General features: G+C 59.1%; 15 protein-coding genes and 1 pseudogene. 5 read left to right on the top strand and 11 right to left on the bottom strand.

The features are described from left to right. The first annotated feature begins 75 nt into the window (after positions 1-75). From ACP7B3_RS12825 to ACP7B3_RS12815, 3 genes are all read left to right on the top strand, one after another. Positions 76-1,092, top strand: coding sequence for a 1-aminocyclopropane-1-carboxylate deaminase (locus ACP7B3_RS12825; protein ID WP_145166150.1), 1,017 nt, complete (start codon positions 76-78; stop codon positions 1,090-1,092). A gap of 137 nt (positions 1,093-1,229) precedes the next feature. Beyond that, entirely contained in the window at positions 1,230-1,694 is a 465-nt protein-coding gene (locus ACP7B3_RS12820) for a transketolase (RefSeq protein ID WP_426179021.1), read from the top strand. A gap of 47 nt (positions 1,695-1,741) precedes the next feature. Beyond that, entirely contained in the window at positions 1,742-2,182 is a 441-nt protein-coding gene (locus tag ACP7B3_RS12815; protein ID WP_426179019.1) for a hypothetical protein, read from the top strand. A gap of 28 nt (positions 2,183-2,210) precedes the next feature. Here ACP7B3_RS12815 and ACP7B3_RS12810 read toward each other — a convergent pair whose 3' ends face one another. The 7 genes from ACP7B3_RS12810 to ACP7B3_RS12780 all read right to left on the bottom strand — a co-directional run bounded on the left by ACP7B3_RS12810 (position 2,211) and on the right by ACP7B3_RS12780 (position 10,272). Further along, positions 2,211-3,365 (bottom strand): M20 family metallopeptidase, encoded by a 1,155-nt coding sequence (locus ACP7B3_RS12810; protein ID WP_426179017.1) that lies wholly within the window; start codon positions 3,363-3,365, stop codon positions 2,211-2,213. Then, positions 3,362-4,786: a M20 family metallopeptidase gene (locus tag ACP7B3_RS12805; protein ID WP_262210711.1), complete on the bottom strand. Its 1,425-nt coding sequence runs from the start codon at positions 4,784-4,786 to the stop codon at positions 3,362-3,364. The genes ACP7B3_RS12810 and ACP7B3_RS12805 overlap by 4 nt, the downstream gene beginning before the upstream one ends. Then, complete coding sequence (locus tag ACP7B3_RS12800) at positions 4,783-5,772, bottom strand: ABC transporter ATP-binding protein (RefSeq protein WP_426179015.1); 990 nt, start codon at positions 5,770-5,772, stop codon at positions 4,783-4,785. The genes ACP7B3_RS12805 and ACP7B3_RS12800 overlap by 4 nt, the downstream gene beginning before the upstream one ends. Beyond that, complete coding sequence (locus ACP7B3_RS12795) at positions 5,769-6,785, bottom strand: ABC transporter ATP-binding protein (protein WP_426179013.1); 1,017 nt, start codon at positions 6,783-6,785, stop codon at positions 5,769-5,771. The genes ACP7B3_RS12800 and ACP7B3_RS12795 overlap by 4 nt, the downstream gene beginning before the upstream one ends. Positions 6,786-6,816: 31 nt before the next feature. Continuing rightward, complete coding sequence (locus tag ACP7B3_RS12790; protein ID WP_426179011.1) at positions 6,817-7,719, bottom strand: ABC transporter permease; 903 nt, start codon at positions 7,717-7,719, stop codon at positions 6,817-6,819. A 9-nt stretch (positions 7,720-7,728) separates the two neighbouring features. Further along, positions 7,729-8,646, bottom strand: a complete 918-nt coding sequence (locus ACP7B3_RS12785) for an ABC transporter permease (RefSeq protein ID WP_024077467.1) — start codon at positions 8,644-8,646, stop codon at positions 7,729-7,731. A 105-nt stretch (positions 8,647-8,751) separates the two neighbouring features. Beyond that, positions 8,752-10,272, bottom strand: coding sequence for an ABC transporter substrate-binding protein (locus tag ACP7B3_RS12780; RefSeq protein ID WP_145166158.1), 1,521 nt, complete (start codon positions 10,270-10,272; stop codon positions 8,752-8,754). A gap of 183 nt (positions 10,273-10,455) precedes the next feature. Here ACP7B3_RS12780 and ACP7B3_RS12775 point away from each other — a divergent pair, with 183 nt between their 5' ends. Next, on the top strand, positions 10,456-11,373 hold the full coding sequence (locus ACP7B3_RS12775) for a LysR substrate-binding domain-containing protein (RefSeq protein ID WP_426179009.1): 918 nt from the start codon (positions 10,456-10,458) through the stop codon (positions 11,371-11,373). Positions 11,374-11,488: 115 nt separating this feature from the next. Here ACP7B3_RS12775 and ACP7B3_RS12770 read toward each other — a convergent pair whose 3' ends face one another. Both ACP7B3_RS12770 and ACP7B3_RS12765 read right to left on the bottom strand, forming a co-directional pair. Beyond that, the gene (locus ACP7B3_RS12770; RefSeq protein WP_242193620.1) at positions 11,489-12,310 is read right to left on the bottom strand and encodes an IclR family transcriptional regulator; all 822 of its coding nucleotides are present in this window, start codon (positions 12,308-12,310) and stop codon (positions 11,489-11,491) included. A 158-nt stretch (positions 12,311-12,468) separates the two neighbouring features. Then, positions 12,469-14,001: an MFS transporter gene (locus tag ACP7B3_RS12765; RefSeq protein WP_426179006.1), complete on the bottom strand. Its 1,533-nt coding sequence runs from the start codon at positions 13,999-14,001 to the stop codon at positions 12,469-12,471. A 150-nt stretch (positions 14,002-14,151) separates the two neighbouring features. Here ACP7B3_RS12765 and ACP7B3_RS12760 point away from each other — a divergent pair. Beyond that, positions 14,152-14,344, top strand: a pseudogene (locus tag ACP7B3_RS12760) (FAD-dependent monooxygenase); the annotation flags it as partial. A 173-nt stretch (positions 14,345-14,517) separates the two neighbouring features. On the opposite strand, the gene ACP7B3_RS12755 reads toward ACP7B3_RS12760, so the two are convergent. Both ACP7B3_RS12755 and ACP7B3_RS12750 read right to left on the bottom strand, forming a co-directional pair. Further along, a complete protein-coding gene (locus ACP7B3_RS12755; protein WP_145166163.1) occupies positions 14,518-16,317 on the bottom strand; it encodes a sigma-54-dependent Fis family transcriptional regulator in 1,800 nt (599 codons plus the stop codon). Positions 16,318-16,433: 116 nt separating this feature from the next. Next, positions 16,434-17,291, bottom strand: a complete 858-nt coding sequence (locus ACP7B3_RS12750; protein WP_426179004.1) for a transporter — start codon at positions 17,289-17,291, stop codon at positions 16,434-16,436. Between the last annotated feature and the right edge of the window lie 70 nt (positions 17,292-17,361).

Genomic DNA, 17,361 nt, shown 5'->3' with positions numbered 1-17,361 from the left:
TGAAAGAGCCTGGAACGCAGCTTCTTTTGCCTTTCGGTCTGGCGCTTGGATACTCAATAAACAAGGAGCAGAGTCATGAACCTGAATCGTTTTAAACGTTATCCGCTGACCTTCGGTCCTTCTCCCATCACGCCCTTGAAACGCCTCAGCGAACACCTGGGCGGCAAGGTCGAGTTGTATGCCAAACGTGAAGACTGCAACAGTGGCCTGGCCTTTGGCGGCAACAAGACGCGCAAGCTCGAATACCTGATTCCCGAAGCACTCGAACAGGGCTGCGACACCCTGGTGTCCATCGGCGGGATACAGTCGAACCAGACCCGTCAGGTCGCCGCCGTCGCTGCCCATCTGGGCATGAAGTGTGTGCTGGTCCAGGAAAACTGGGTGAACTACTCCGATGCGGTGTATGACCGCGTCGGCAATATCGAGATGTCGCGCATCATGGGTGCGGATGTACGGCTGGACGCCGCCGGGTTCGACATTGGCATCCGGCCCAGCTGGGAGAAGGCCATGAACGATGTGGTGGAGCGGGGCGGCAAACCCTTTCCGATCCCTGCGGGGTGTTCCGAACATCCCTACGGCGGCCTTGGGTTTGTCGGCTTTGCCGAGGAGGTACGGGAGCAGGAAAAACAACTGGGGTTCAAGTTCGACTACATCGTGGTCTGCTCCGTGACCGGCAGTACCCAGGCCGGTATGGTCGTCGGTTTCGCCGCGGACGGCCGTTCGAAGAACGTTATCGGCATTGATGCCTCGGCCAAGCCAGAGAAAACCAAGGCACAGATCCTGCGTATCGCCCGGCACACCGCAGAACTGGTGGAATTGGGCCGCGAGATCACCGAAGAGGATGTGGTGCTCGACACACGCTTCGCCTATCCGGAATACGGTTTGCCTAACGACGGTACGCTGGAAGCCATTCGCCTGTGCGGGAGCCTGGAAGGTGTGCTGACCGATCCGGTGTACGAGGGCAAATCCATGCACGGGATGATTGAAATGGTCCGCCGTGGCGAGTTCCCCGAAGGTTCGAAAGTGCTTTACGCGCACCTGGGTGGGGCGCCTGCGCTGAATGCCTATAGCTTCCTGTTCCGCAACGGCTGATTAACGCCAATCACCTGTAGGAGCGAGCTTGTTCACGAAGCGGTGGGTCAGTCGGCATCAATATTGAATGTCACGACCTCATCGTCAGATCGCCGTCCGGAGCAAGTGGCTCCTACCAAACCGCCGGGAGTACCGCCATGCATGCGATATCGCAATCTGCAGTCTGGATCAAGCAACCTTCGGCGGATGCCGGAGTGGTCATCGTTACCAGCACCGCGTTGCCCCAATACATGATCGACAAGCTGCACGTAGCGATAGATGACTGGGACCAGGTGGCTTATCTAGCCATCAAGGAATCCGAGGCGTTGAGGGTCGACTGGTTACGGGCGGGGTCTAGCCCGGAGAACTCTGCCGGGGGCGATGCGTGTTTCGTCAGCCAACTGTTGTGCTCCGTCTCCCACGGAAGCTTTTTACTGGATGTCGAAGTTGGCATGGTGTCTGGCCTGACCTGGCTGGGATCCGTCTGCGGCCACCCGCTGCGCGTCGTCGAACTTGGAAAAATAGCTTCATCCACGGCGGCGATGGATCAACAGGTTGAAGAGGTGTTATCGGCGGCCCGCAGCCTGGCGAAAAGCCTGCTGCAGGCGCGGGGCGTGATTTAACCAATGCCCTCGTCAACCCGCCTGTTGCAACAAGAAAGGCAACGCATATGAGCCAAGCTACCGATTGTCGTAGCCACGCAATGAAGTGGGTGCGCGAGCCTTCAAGTTGCACGCGTATCGTGGTCATCGTGTGCGGACTTGATAGCGACCATATTGATTTGATCCATCAGGGTTTCAGCTGTTTTGACAATGTTGCGCTGATCCATGTCGATACGGTGAACACCGCGCCTGGCAAACGCGTCGAAGTGCGAGTGGCCAAGAGTGACTACTGCTTTGTGGTACTCGGTGAACTTGATGAGCGTTTATTGCACGACCTTTCCATTGGTCAGTCATGCATCTACCCGATAGCACCCGACGAGGCGGCTGAACGTTCCGTCATTGCGGCAGTAGAACAGGTTAAAAGCCTCGCCCGAGTGAGCCATTCGCACCACCTTGAAGTGGTACCCGACACCAGCAGAAGTTGCCTACGGGCCTGTCTGATACCCTGACCCCGGCGATTCGTAGAGACCCATTACCTCAAACGCTGTCGCCGACAGCCAGAATGGTCGCCACCAACGCCAGGGCGCGAGGCACCAGCGTGTCCAGTTCCAGGTATTCACGATCAGTGTGGACCTTGCCACCCACTGGGCCCAGGCCACACAGGGTTGGAATGCCCAGGCTGGCGGTGAATCCGGAGTCGGCGCAACCGCCGGTGAACTCGCCTTCGACGCTGAAACCCAGCGCCAGCGCTTTTTGCTGGTAGATGTGCAGCAGGCGTTCGCTGTGATGTGCTTCCATCGGTAGAAAGGTCGTCGCTTCCTTGAGGACGGCGCTGGTACCGATCAGTTCTTCTTCTGCAACGATGGACTGGATTGCGGTGAAGATCTGGTCCCAGTGCTTGAGTTCGATGAAGCGCACGTCCAGCCGGGCGCAGGCGCTAGGCGCGACGGTGTTGCTGGAGGTGCCACCGGATATCAGGCCTACGTTCGTGGTGATGCCTGCCGGGTAATCGGTCAAGGCATGGAGCTTGACGATCTTGCGCGCCAGGGCCTCTATGGCGCTGGCTCCGTCGGCATGGTTGACCCCCGAATGTGCCGCGCGGCCGCTGACTTCGATGATCAGCGTGGCACCGCCCTTGCGTGCGCTGACCACGTTACCGCTGGCCCGGCCGGGCTCGGTATTGAGCACGGCGCGGGCGGCTCGGGCGGCCTTTTCGATATGGGTTCTGGCGCTGCCGGAGCCGATTTCTTCGTCACCGGTGTACAGAACCTGCACCGGATAGGGCAACCGACCGGCGCGCTTGAGTGCCTTGAGAGCGAAGCAATTGAGCACCAGGCCACCTTTCATATCGGCGACACCAGGGCCATAGGCGAAATGGGTGTCGCGGCTGTAGCCGCGAGTCGTGGTGGTACCTTTGGGGAAAACCGTGTCGCGATGGCCCAGCAGCAACACCGGCTTTCCAGATTCGCCTGGCACTTCGGCGAGCATCACGTCGCCAAAACCATCGACCGGTATGCGCTTGAGCAGGATGCCGTCGGCTTCCAGTTCAGCCGCGAGCAGCGCGCCCACAGCGTCGACGCCCGCCTTGTCATAGCTGTTGGAGTCGGTGTCGACGATGCGCTGCAGCAGCGTTTCCATGGCTTGGCGCTGGTCAGCCAGCCAGCCCAGCGCCTGTTGTGGGGTGGCGCTCATTGCGCTTGCTCCCGTAACTGATGTTCCTGGGTCAGGCGTGCCGCGTCGTTGCCCAGGTCCCAGAACAGCCCGGCCATGATTTGCAGGCTTTCCTTGACCACCGGTGCCAGCAAGTGCTCGTTCGGCGCATGTTGCGAGCATGCAGGGTACGAGTGCGGCACCCACAATGTTGGCAGGCCGAGCACGTCCGCAAACACGTCGTTGGGCAGCGAGCCGCCGAGGTTTGGCAGCAGCGCAGGCTTTTTGCCGGTGGTCTGTGCCAGGGAGCTGAGCGCCCAACTGACCCACGGGCTTTGCGGATCCAGCCGAGTGGCATGCATCACATCGATGCGGCTTTGCTTGACCTCGACATTGCTGAAACCATGAGCATCCAGGTGGGCACGTACAGCCGGGATAAAGGTCGTGTAGTCGCTGTTTACCACGAAGCGGATATGGCAGTGGGCGTTGGCCTTGCCAGGGATCGCATGTACAGGGGCGTCCGGGTTGCCGGTCTTGAAGGCGATGACGTCGAGGGTGTTCCAGCCGAACACCTTTTCGCTCAGCGAGAGCTGCGGGTTACCCCAGTTGGCGTCGATTTCCGGATCGCCCGGTCCGCCACCGACGTCAATATCGGCCAGTGCCTGCCGAACCGGCTCCGGCAGTGTCTCGGGCATCAGGCCCGCAACTTTCACCCGACCGTGTTCATCGACCATGCTCGCGATGGCATTGGCCAGAATAATGCCGGGGTTGGCCAGCAACCCGCCCCAGTTGCCGGAGTGATGAGCGCCTTCGCGCAAATTGACCACCAGCTCGAAGTTGAATACACCGCGTGAGCCGAGAAAAATCGTCGGGCGTGATGCCGCCAGGCGCGGGCCGTCCGAGGCGATGAAAACATCCGCCGCGAGCTCTTTACTGTGTGCGGCACAGAACGCATTCAAGCCCGGCGAGCCTTCTTCTTCGCCCATTTCCAACAGCAGCTTGACATTGAAACCCAGCTTGCCGTCGCGAGCCTTGAGCGTTTGCTCCAGCGCGGTCAGGTTGATCAGGTGCTGGCCTTTGTTATCCGCCGTGCCGCGGCCGTACCAGCGATCGCCTTCGACCGTGACTTGCCACGGCGACAAGCCTTCACGCCATTGCGCTTCATAGCCGCGCACCACATCACCGTGGCCGTAGCTCAGCACGGTCGGCAGTTCTGGATGTTCAATGCGTGTGGCGATCAGGAAGGGGCCGCGTTCTGCCACCGGGTTGTTATAGACCATGACGCTGAAGCCCATCGCCTCGACATGCGGGGTGATGAAATCATTGAGGTAGCGATACAGCTCGGGCTGGCTGTCCGCTGCCTGGCTTTCGGTGTGCAAGGCGACGCTACGTTCGAGCAGATTAAAAAAATCGCCGTTGTCGAATTGCTCTGTGGTGTTGCTGATGGCCAGTGAACGACTCATGAGTGGATAAGCTCCAGTGTTTGGGCAGAATTGTCGTGAAGGTGGCAACGCACGTTGCCGCCGATAAGCGGACCATTGGCCGGATAGGCCGTTGTGCAGGGGGCGAAGCAGCTCGGGCAGCGCGGATGAAAGGCGCAACCGGACGGCGGTGACATGGGGTTGGGGAAGGCGCCGTGCAGGCCGATTTCAGGAATGCCCAGGCGCGGATCGGGCGTGAGCACCGAATCCAGCAAGGCGCGGGTATAAGGGTGGCCGGGGTTGGCGAACAACGATTCGCGAGTGCGTTCTTCGACGATGCGCCCCAGATACATCACTGCGACCCGGTCTGCGAGGTGTTCGATGACCGCCAGGTTATGGCTGATCAGCAGATAGGTCAGGCCGAATTCGCGCTTGAGGTCTTGCAGCAGATTGAGGATCTGCGCCTGCACCGACACATCCAGCGCTGATGTGGGCTCGTCGCAGATCAATACATCAGGGCGCATGATCAGCGCCCGTGCAATCGCCACCCGCTGGCGTTGCCCGCCAGACAGCTGGCTCGGGTAGCTGTCGATCACCCGCTTGGGCAGGCCGACCACATCAAGCATCTCTTCGGTCTTCTTGCGTCGCTCGGCGGTGCTGCCGATGTCGTGCACGATCAGCGGAAGGGTGACGATTTCGCGCAGGGTCTTGCGTGGGTTCAGCGAGGAGTACGGGTCCTGGAAAATCGGCTGGATATGCCGGGACATTTCCTTGCGATCAGTCGCCGCCAGATGTTTGCCATTGACCAGCACATCGCCGCTGGTAGGCGGCAACAGACCGAGCAGCATCTTGGCCAGGGTACTTTTGCCGCAACCGGACTCGCCTACCAGACCCAGGGTCTCGCCACGCATCAGGCGCAGGGAAACGCCGTCCACGGCCTTCAGGGTGGCGGCGGGTTTGAAAAAGCCCTTGTTGATCCGAAACTCGCGGCGGATGTCACACAGCTCTAAAGCGATGTCTTTTTTCATGACCTTGCACGCTCCTGAAGGCGAATCGGTGCCGGGTTCGGTGCGGCGAGCAGGCAGCGCGCCATGTGTCCGTCCTGTTCGACTTCGGGGATGTTTTGCGCGCAGTCCTGTGTCGCCTGGCTGCAACGATTGCGGAACGCACAACCTTGCTGTTCGCCTACCAGACTCGGCACAAGGCCCGGAATCGAACCCAGCGCCTCACCCGGTTTAGTCCGGCCAGGGATTGGAATACTCGCCAGCAGACCGCGGGTGTAAGGATGCTGCGGGTTCTCGAACAGTTGCAGGGCAGGGGCGGTTTCGACGATTTCCCCGGCATACATCACTGCGACCCGATCGGCGATCCGTGCCACCAACCCAAGGTCGTGGGTGATAAAGATCACCGCCAGGCCCAGTTCTTTCTGAATGTCGCGAATCAAGCGCAGGATCTGCGCTTGAATAGTCACGTCCAGTGCCGTGGTTGGCTCATCTGCGATGATCAGGTCCGGTTCGCACATCAACGCCATGGCGATGATTACCCGCTGGCGCAAACCGCCAGACAATTGATGCGGATACTGACGCAAGCGCTCGGTCGCATTGCTGATACCGACTTTCTCCAGCATCTGCGCGGCGCGAGCCAGGGCATCCTTGCGCGACACCTTGCGATGCTGAGTCAGTACTTCGCTGAGCTGATCGCCAATGCTGTAGGCGGGGTTCAGCGAGGTCATCGGTTCCTGGAAGATCATCGCCAGACGGTTGCCGCGCAGGTCGCACATGCGCCGCTCGCTCTGGTTTAGCATGTCGATACCGTCCAGCGTCAGCCGTGACGCGGTGCGTTTGGCCTTGCGTGGCAACAGGTCCATCAGCGCCAGTGAGGTCAGGGATTTGCCGCAGCCGGATTCGCCGACGATGCACAGCATTTCACCGCGCTCGACTTCAAAATTCAGACCGCGCACGGCATGCAGCATGTCATCCGGTGTCGGGCTGTTGCCCATTGGAATGTCCACGCGCAGGTTTTCCACATGGAGTAGTGCCATGTTCGGTACCCTCTTTAGTTACGGCCGTCTATCAGTTACGGCCGTCGGGCAGGATCAGATCGCGCAGGCCGTCGCCGACCAGGTTGATGCCCAGCACCAGAATCATCAGGGCGACGCCGGGAATGGCGATGACCCACGGGGAAAAGAACATGTAGGGTTTGCCTTCAGCGATCATCAAACCCCAGGACGGCGTCGGCGGCTGCACACCAACCCCGAGGAACGACAGTGCCGACTCCAGCAGGATCGCGTGGGCCATTTCCAGCGTCGCGACGACGATCAGTGCACCGACCAGATTGGGCAGAATTTCACTGACCAGAATGCGCAGGGTCGAGCAGCCAAGCGCCTGGGCCGACGCCACATATTCAGCATCGCGAATCTGTTGCACCGAAGCCCTGACCACCACCGCGAAGCGATCCCATAACAGGCAGCCGAGCAGCACGATGACCACTTTCAGTGAGCCACCCATCAGCGAGGCCGAGGCCAGTGCGACCATCACGACCGGCATCGCCAGCCGGGTGGTGATCAGGTAGCTGATAAACGCATCGACCTTGCCGCCGTAGTAACCCGCCAACAGCCCCATGACGGTGCCGATAAAGCCGGAAATCAGCGCCGCCGCAATCCCGATGAACAGCGAAATACGTGCGCCGTAGAGCAGTCGCGACAGGTAATCACGGCCCAGCTTGTCGGTGCCAAGGACGTATTCCCAGGTGCCGTGGGCCATCCATACCGGCGGTTTCATGCGCAGCATCACGTCTTGCGCGTAAGGGTCGTAAGGGGCCAACCACGGCGCGAACAGTGCGCCAGCGAAGATGATCAGCAACAACACCGCGCCGATGGCGAAACCACGATGACGAAAGCTCTTGCCAAGTACTCGGCTCAGGCTGCTCGGTGGTGGCAGGTAGTCATTGATCGTGAGGATAGTGGGGGTGCTCATGTAAGCCTCCTAGCGCACGCGAATGCGCGGGTCGAGCAGTGCGTTGAGCACATCGGCCAGCAAGGTGAGGATGATGTAGATCACCGCAATCAGCAGGACCACGGCCTGTACCACCGGGAAGTCGTCACGGGCGATGGCGTCCCAGGCGAGTTGCCCGATGCCTTGCAGGGAAAACACGGTTTCGATCACCACCGAACCGCCGAGCATGAAGCCGAACTCCACCGCGGCCAGCGCGACTACCGGAATCAAGGCGTTGCGCAGTGCGTGCTTGAACAACACGCGGGCAGGGCGCAGGCCCTTGGCGCGGGCGGTGCGGATGTAATCGGAACTGAGCACATCAAGCATGCCGGCGCGGGTCAGCCGCATGATTGCCGGAGTCGCGTAGTAGCCCAGGGCAATGGCCGGCATGACGAAGTGCAGCAGGGTCGAGTTGCCGGACACCGGCAGCCACTTGAGCGTCACCGCGAACACCACGATCAACATCAGCGCAAACCAGAAACTTGGCATTGCCTGACCCAGCACCGCAATGCTCAAGGCCAGTCGGTCAACCCAGGTGTCGCGTTTGACCGCGGCCAGCACGCCCAGGGGAATTGCCACCAGCAAGGCGATGCCCAACGCCATGGCGCCCAACCCGAGGGTAATCGGCAAGCGGCTGGCGACGAGGTTGTAGACCGACTCCTGAAAGAAAAATGAATTGCCCAGGTCCAGCCGTAGCAAATCGCCCAGCCAGTTGAAGTACTGGGTCGGTAGCGGTTTGTTCAAACCGTACTGCACGCGGATCTGTTCGATCTGTTCGCTAGTGGCTTCCGGTCCGCCAATGGCAGTGGCCAGGTCGCCGGACAGATGCAAAAGAGAAAAGCTGATCACCGACACGGTAATGGCAACGCAAATAGCGATGCCCAGACGGCGCAGAAGGAATCCAAGCATGGCGAGTTTCCTCATATCTATTGGGTGACATGTGTGAGGACGTGTCTGTGGCAGGGACGAGTCCAGGCGCTACGGCACCTTTGGATCAGTCCGCCAGCTTGCGCATTACTTCCACGTGGACTCGACGAAACGCGGCAGCTCATCCGGGTACGGGGTGAACGCGAGTTCGGAGGTGTAGGCGTAGTTCATCGAGTAGTTGAACAGCGGTGCCCAATAGGCCTGCTCGCTGATGCGCTGCAACGCCTTGCGGTAGTTGTCCTTGCGCACTTGCGGGTCGAGGGCATTGTCGGCGGTCTGCAACCAGCCCTGGACTTGTGGGTCCTTGATGTTGTCGTCCGGGTTGCCCTTGAACCAGGTACCGGCCGACGCCGAGGTGTCGAGGATCGAGAACGAGCCCCAGGCCTGAAACGACATGGGTACCTTGCCACCACGTTGCTGATCGCGCAGGGCGGCGTACTTCAAGTAGCGCAGCTTGGCGTTGATGCCCACGGCGCGCAGGTTGCCGATGATGGCTTCGACGTAATCACGGTCGCGATAAGCGAAGATTTCTGTCTCGAAGCCATTTGGGTAACCGGCTTCGGCGAGCAGCGCCTTGGCCTTGGCCGGGTCATAGTTGTAGACCGTGGCTGCGGTAGTATCGCAGCCGAACTGGCCTGGATAACAGGCAACCTGCAGGGGTTTGGCTTCGCCACCCACCAATTGCGTGGCCAGTGCATTGCGGTTGATCGCATGGTTGATGGCCTGACGCACCTTGAGGTTCTTCATCGGCGAGTTTTCAGTGGAGGTGCCCCGAGCATCAAGAATCAGGAAGCCGATGCGCATGGTTTCGCCGCTGGTCACGGTCAGGTTCGGCATGCCTTTGAGGTCGACTGCCTGATCCGGGGTGACACGCCAGGTCCAGTCGACACCATCGGTCATCAGCTCGGCCAGGCGGGTTTCCGCATCCGGGATCACCCGGAACTTGAGGTGGCTGATATGTGGCTGGCCTTGTGGGCTGTCCGGGAAGTAGTCCTTGTTGATCTCCATGGTCACGCCTTCGCCGGCCACCACCGACACGGCTTTATACGGCCCGGTGCCAATGGGCTTGCGACTGAATTCGGCCAGGCCGACCTTCTCGAAATACTGCTTGGGAAACATCGGAACGGCGTTGGACAGGTATTCCAGTGCGGGAGGGAAAGGCTTCTTCAAATGCAGGCGAACGCTGTAGTCACCGGTTTTTTCGGCGCTCTTGATCCAGTCTACGTTTTGCACGGTAACGACTTTCGCTTCGGGCGACACCACGTAGTTGAGGGTGAACACCACGTCGTCGGCGGTGAACGCGTCACCGTTGTGAAATTTGACGCCTTTGCGCAGCTCGAAGTCGATGGTGGTGTCGTCGACCTGTTTCCAGCTGGTGGCCAGCATGGGTTTGTATTCGCCGCTTTTGGGATCGCGGTAGATCAGGTTGTCCCAGATCAGCCGGCCGAGAATCACACCTTCGCGTAAATCGTTGTGATAGGGACTGATGTTTTCAGGCTCGCTGTCGGAAGCGTAAACCAAGGTGTCGTTGGCTTTACCGGCATGAGCCGGAAAACTGATGATGATGCCCATCAGCGCAATACTGCAGGCGAAACCTTTGATGCCCATGCCGTCGTCTCCGTTGGCGAGTGTGGTTGAATCAAAGGGCAGCGGGTCGCAAATGCGTAAGGAGGATGAAAGCTCAGGCAAGGTTTTTTTGGTCTGGACACGAATGTAGGGAAAGGCTATCAATGCCACAAGAATAATATTTCGATACTTCCTTTGCCGAAAAGGCAACCCTTGGAGGCGCCGATGCAACTGTATGGCGTGCAGTCCACAGCACTGCGCTATTTTCTCGAAGTCGCGCGATGCGGGTCGATCAGCGAAGCCTCATTGCGGCTGAATGTAGCGGCATCAGCGGTGAGCCGACAAATTTCCAAGCTTGAGGTGGCTCTGGATGCCAGCCTGTTTGAGCGTCGTGCCCGGGGCATGGTGCTCAGCGAGGCGGGGGCGCGATTGGCGGCATATGCGCGCAAGTCGCAGCTTGAGGCCGAGCAGGTGGTGCTGGAAATTACCGAGCTGCATGGCTTGCGGCGGGGCCATGTGCATGTTGCTTGCTCGGAAGGATTTGCACTGGAATACATGCCCAGGAGCATCAGCGCGTTCAGGCGTGAGTATCAGGGCATTCATTTCACATTGGAGGTCTGTGCGCCTGCGCAAGCAACTGAGAAAGTTCGTTCCGGCGAAGCCGATCTGGCGATGACCTTCAGCCTGACGCCGCAAAAGGAAATCAAGGTTGAACATGTCCTGAGCGGGGCGATTTTCGCCGTGGTCTCCAATTCTCATCCCTTGGCCGGGCGTGAAGCGGTCACCCTCGCCGAGTTGCAACCCTGGCCCATTGCGTTACCCAAGGCTGACACCACCATACGGCAGCTGTTTGACATCTGTTGCGGCGTACAGGGGTTGTTGTTCGACCCGGTGTTGACCACCAATTACGTTGCCGCGCTCTACAGCTTCGTCCGCGAAGAAGGCGTTATCAGCCTGGCCAGCGAAATGACCTTGCACAAGCAGGTGGAGGACAAGGCGCTGCAATGCGTGCCGATCCTTGATGAAGGCATGCAGGCACGCCGCATCGAACTGCAGAGCATGGCTGGGCGCAATTTGCCGGCAGCGGTTTCAGCGTTCAGGGATTTTTTGATTGCTGAGCTGGTGAAAGCCAAACGTCGCTGAACACCATCAGTAGGGCGTTGCCGCCGAGTTCAAGGGCAACGCGATTGATGGGTTTGCCGACCGTGGCGATGCGTCCGGTGTTACGTCCCTCATCCGTAGATGACCTGCGCACAGGTCAGTCCAGAAGTTCTGCTCTGTGCGCCAGTGCGGTCATGAGTTGTGAAAGATTGTCGGCAAGGGTGAGGATCTGCTGGCCTTGCACTTCATCCTGTTCGCTGTCGCGTTGCGAGGTCGGGCGCACGCAACTGATGCTACCCACGACTTTGCCGTCGCCATCGAATATGGGCGCCGCCAGGCCGAAGACGTCAGCATCCACTTCGCTGATGCTCAGCACATATCCCTGGCGGCGCAGGCGCTGCAGCGAGCGTCGGAATTGCTCCCACGTCTTACCCAGGTTGCTGGATTCGACATCACTCGGGTTTTCCAGAAATATCCGGCTTTGGTGTCGCGAGCCCATATTGGCCAGAATGACTTTGGAAGTGGCGCCCATGAACAACGGTCTTGGCGAGCCTCGTGAATAGCTCACCTGATTGGACAGATTGCCGGTTTGATGGACGCAGACCACTTGATCCTTGAACGATCGGCACACCAGCCATGCTTGCTCAGCGCCCCACTTTGGAAAGCTGGGCTCGAGTGCATGTGCGGCACGAACCAGCGGATCACTGACGCGCAGTTGGCGATCCCAAGTGATGATTCTCGCGCCCAGAGCGTAGCGCCCGGCCTCTACCTGAAACAGCAAATTGGCCTCGGCCAGTTCACGTACGTAACGGTAGGCGGTGGAGCGTGTGAACCCCAGCGCATTTCCCATCCCATCGACCGTCCAGATTGGATGGCGCTCGGTAAACAGGTCCAGGATTCGCAACATCCGCTCCAGGCTGGAGCCTTTGCTGTCAGCCAGGTGCTCGGTGTTGTCTTCGCAATCAAACGGTTTTTGCATGTCAGCGCTCGTCTACATTACTGGTGCGCAGGATACCAATTCGCTCGATTTCGATTTTGACGATATCACTCGGCTTCATCCAGGCCGGGGCGGCCGGCCGGAATGAACTGGAGGGGAGCACTTTGCCAGGGCTGGCAATAACCGGCAGAAAGCCGATTTCACTCAACCCCAGGCGGGCAGGTCTTTGAGCGCATCAGCGCCCGTTCGCTTTGTGAGCGTGTTGGTTGTTGCTTGCTTGCGGGGTCCAGTCGCAGCAAGGTAATCGCCGTCAGCGCGATGGCGCCCGGGATCAACGCTGCGATGAGGATCTCTGTCAAAACCCAGCCGGCCGCCAGCATCAAGCCTCCGCAAACAGGCCCTGTAATGGAACCCACGCGCCCGACGCCTAATGCCCAGCCGATACCTGTGGAGCGTATTTCCTGTGGGTACAACTCGGCGGCTAAAGCGTTAAGACCGGCCTGCGCGCCCTGTACCAGAATGCCCAGCGCCAGCATCGCGGGGAAAAGCGAATAAAGCGAAACCGGCAATTGGCTGAGCGCCAGCACGACCGCCAGGTAGCCCATGAACTCGAGGGTCAGCACATTGACCGAGCCCCAACGGTTCATCAGCCAGCCTTGTATCACTGAGCCGATCACACCTCCCAGGCTGAACAGAATAATCGCGCGGATCCCCATGCTTAGCGGTGCATGGGCTGCCACCAGCAGTGTCGGGATCCAGCTCATGATGAAGTACAAAATCAGCAGGTTCATGGCGTACGGCAGCCAGAGTAACAGTGTGCGACGCCACATGCCGGCGGTGAAAAGACGGCTCAGGGAAGTAGAGGAGGTTGCCTGTTGACGCGGACGGCCAAGGCTGGCGGGCAGTTCAGCGAGATCGGGTGCGAGCCGCTTGATGATAGCGCTCAGGGCAGGGCGACTGCCGGGCTTGCGACTGAGGAACTCAACCGACTCCGGAAGCCGCCGTGCCACGACGCCGGCGACCAGCAAGGGCAGCGCGCCACCAATCAGGAAAAGGTTTTCCCATCCCCAGGTGGCGAGGAGTTGGTCGACCGTCAAACCTGCCAGCATCGCGCCCAGTGGCATGCCACAGAACAGCAGTGTGACGGCACTGCGCGCATAACGCCGTGGGCTGTATTCAGAGATCAGCGCCACCAGGTTGGGGATCGCGCCGCCAAGACCTATACCGGTCAGGAAGCGCACGACCAGCAATTGCGGAACGCTGTTAACAAAAGCGGTCAGTAACGCGAATGTGCCGAACAACAGGATCGACAGCACTAGAATCTTCTTGCGCCCCAGGCGGTCCGCCATAGGGGCAAGTAGCAGGGCGCCGAGCATCAAACCCAATAAACCTGCCGCGAACACCGGGGCCAGGGCTTGGGGCGTCACGTTCAAGGTCGAAGCCATGGCCGTTACCAGGAATCCGACGATCTGGGTATCGAACCCGTCAAGCACTGCAACCAGTACGCAGAGGGCGAGCAGCTCCCATTGCAAGCGAGTGACAGGCCGGGCGTCCACTACGTCGCAGAGGATATTGCTGGGGGTAGGTGTGTGCATGAACGTACCTCTTATTGTTTTTATTGTCTGGGGCAGGCAGGTGTCCTCGACTACGGCCAAATCTATTACTAAGCAAAAATCCTGTAAAGATAAAATATTACAAAATCCCAAATAGCAGGAAATATGTAGTTTTTTCATTTGATGGCTCGACCGCGGGAGCCGTTTTTGGCGTGATCTGCCGCATCGGGCTGTTGCCCGAAGAGGGAACGGTGTGGGAGCTGGCCCTGGTTATCGCACTCTATAAATGCGAGCCAAAATCTTCACTCGGTTTTGAGGCGCGTTGAGGAACAGTGCATTCCTTCGCCCACCCTTTGGGCACTCCATGATGTGGACGAACTTTCTGGGTATGTCCATGGACGCGTAGCTCTGATTGGCGATGCTGCTCACGCCATGCTCCCCCATCAAGGGTGCCGGCGCAGGGCAGGGACTTGAAGATGCTTGGTTTCTCGCACGCTTACTGGCTGATCCGCAGGTTCAAAGCAGGTCACGAGGGGCGCTGGTGCGGTAACCCAACGACACCAACACGCCAAAAATGAGTGGAATGAACGTAGATCGTGATACCGCGGTTTTCTTCGTTTACACCCAATCTATTTAAGTACCATCTCGTGGTTCGGACCTGCTGGAGTTTGCATTTCCCAGGCCGCAAAAGCGTTCTCATCCGCGCCCGTACTTTTTCTTGTACAAAGTCGTCCTCGATATGCCCAACTGTCGAGCTGTGGCACTTATGTTGCCGCCATTAACCTGCAAAGCACTTTCAATTGCGCGTTGCTGCGTCTGCCTCAGATCCATCGGCGCTTTTGTAGGCGGTGGCGCAACCGACAGTGATAGGCCCTCAAGCATGATCATCATGTCATTGCCTGCAAGGGCACTCGCCAATCGAAGGGTTTGCTCTAACTGACGAATATTCCCCGGCCAGGCCTGTTCTTGCAGTGCCAGCAACGCATCTGGATGCAGTGGTGGGGCGTCGAAACGCTGGCGCAGCCGTTCCACTAATACGGCGAAATCAGTGCGCTCACGCAGCGCCGGTAGGGTAATAGCCAGGCCATTGAGGCGGTAATACAAATCTTCGCGAAACGCCTTGTGAGCGATGCGCTCAGCCAGATTACAGTGGGTGGCGCTGATCAGTCTGACGTCCAAGGGGGTGCGCACGGCGCTACCCAGACGTGATATTTCTCGCTCTTGAAGCACCCGTAGCAAGCGGGTTTGAAGGGCGAACGGCATGTCGCCGATCTCGTCCAGCAGCAAAGTGCCGCCGTTGGCGGCGGCAAGTTGCCCAGCGTAGCCGCCTTTGCGCGCACCGGTGAAGGTGCCTTCGGCATAGCCGAAGAGTTCGGACTCAATCAGGCTTTCCGGAATTGCGGAGCAATTGATCGCAACGAAGGGCGCTTCAGGATGCAAATGCTCGTGCAGCGCACGAGCGAAGACTTCCTTGCCGGTGCCGGTTTCACCCTGCAGCATAATCGGCACGCCAGCGGCGAACGCCTTGTGTGCTTGTGCCAGTTGCCGGTTAACAGTGGGGTCTGTGCCCATAGGGGTCGACAATTGCGGACTTGAGACGATGATCTTGGATTCCGGTAACAGCATCTTGGCGTATAAACGCGAGCCATCCGTGAGGGTTAGCTGTTGGGCGTGCTCCGCGCTGGCGACGGTTCGGGTTTCAAACAACTGCTCGATGTGGCACTCGATTGGGGCGAATTGCTCTAGCCCCAACAGGCGTTGTGCGGCGCGATTGGCGTTACAAATACGCCCTCTGGAGTCGATCGCGATCAGTCCTTGCAACGGGGTGCCCAGCAGACGCCGATCATGCTGGAGAGACAGGATCTGGCAGTTCTTTAGCGTGCCAAATAGCAGATTTTCAGCTGCCATAGCGGCATGGCTCAGTTGCTCCAGGACCGCTGCAATCTGCCGTTCGCCAGTGCCCGTGATATCAAGCCCGCCGATGAAATCCCCGTTCAAGCCGCGAATGGGGACACTTGCGCAGAATATGTTGCCGAAGTCGTTGAGATAATGCTGGTTGCCAATCAGCACAGTCGGGGCACAGGTGGCAATGGTGCAACTGGGTGCCGTAGTTCCGAGATCCGCCTCCTGGATTCGCCGACCGACCTGCAGCTCGCGTAGAGGTCCATATAACTCAGGCGCCTGCCTGGCGTGGACGATAACCCCCTGCGGGTTGACGCAGAACAATGTCCACGAGGCCCCACCTATTTGCTGCCATAACCGATCGATCTGAGGCCCGACATACTCAGCCAGTGAACGATCGTTGTCGTTCAGCGGGATCAGGCTCTCAGGGCCTGCTCGCCAATGGTCTGACGGCAGCAGGCCGCTTGCACGTGAGCGAAACCACGATTCGGCTACGACGGGGGGAACCAGACCGACAGGCAAGTCTGCGCCTTCACTGAAACGCCTACGGGCATGGAAAAGGCGTTGCTGGTCGACCAAGGCGTGGGCATCCATTAAAGACACCTCTAATAATTATAGGGATTACTGCTCGGACCACACAGCATAGGCAGGGCCCGCGATAGCCACTGATTTATACCCAACGACCAGCAAGGTCAATATCTGCATAACAATCAGAACACCAACAGCGCACGCAAATTAATACCAACGTCCTCCTGAAAGCCACCGACAGCTCGCACGTCGTGGGTCAATTGCGCGCTAAGTTGGACGGTGCGTCCGACCATCTGTTGAAACTCCATTCGTACCTGCTGAACCTCGGTCTTCTGCCCTGTGTAATCACCGTCCAGATATTGCTTACCGCCGATGCTGGCGCTGTAGCCGAGGGCCATGCGCTGCGTCGGATTAAAGTCATAGCGCAGATTGCTCTGCACCTGGTAGGTGGGGTCCTGTTTGAGGGTCTGATTTCCAGTGCCTGCATTAGCGTTGTGACCATAGGCTACGACATCGCCGTACAGCTCCATGCCCAGTTTGCCCCACAGCGGTTCGACCCAGCCCAGCTGCAGGTCGCCTTTGTAACGGTTTTCGCCCAGGTTCAGCGCGTCGTGACGATCGTAGTTGCCCCAAGGCAGGTAGAGCAAAGGTGTAATGCCGAAGTAGCGACCGCTGACGCCGGCCTCTGGCTGGTTAACCAACCAGAAGGTCGCGCCCAAAATAGGGTCGGCCAAGCCACTGGCACTGCCCAGCGCATGCCCACCGATACGCGCGTCGTAGACATGTCCAAACGGCAGGAGAATCTGTGGGTCGACCGTGATTCCGCCAATCTCGGTGAAGTGGATCAGACGCAGGATGCTGATATTGGATTTCAGGCTGGTCTGACGACGGCTGTCTCCGGCCCCGTCCGTATCGTAGCGGTCGGAATGACTGTATTGCTGATACCAGGCCGCGACACTGGTGCCAGCGGGAAGGGCTGTATAATCGCCAACATTGACGTCGACTGCCCAGGCGGGGGGGGAACCCAGGGCGAGCGCCATGGCGCCCACGTAAACGCGAGATATAAGTCGCATGTTCGACTACCTTTCTTGTTTTTATTTGCGTGATATG

Source organism: Pseudomonas sp. TWRC1-2, assembly GCF_049896685.1.
Taxonomy (GTDB): domain Bacteria; phylum Pseudomonadota; class Gammaproteobacteria; order Pseudomonadales; family Pseudomonadaceae; genus Aquipseudomonas.
This window is presented reverse-complemented; position numbering and strand designations above follow the sequence as displayed.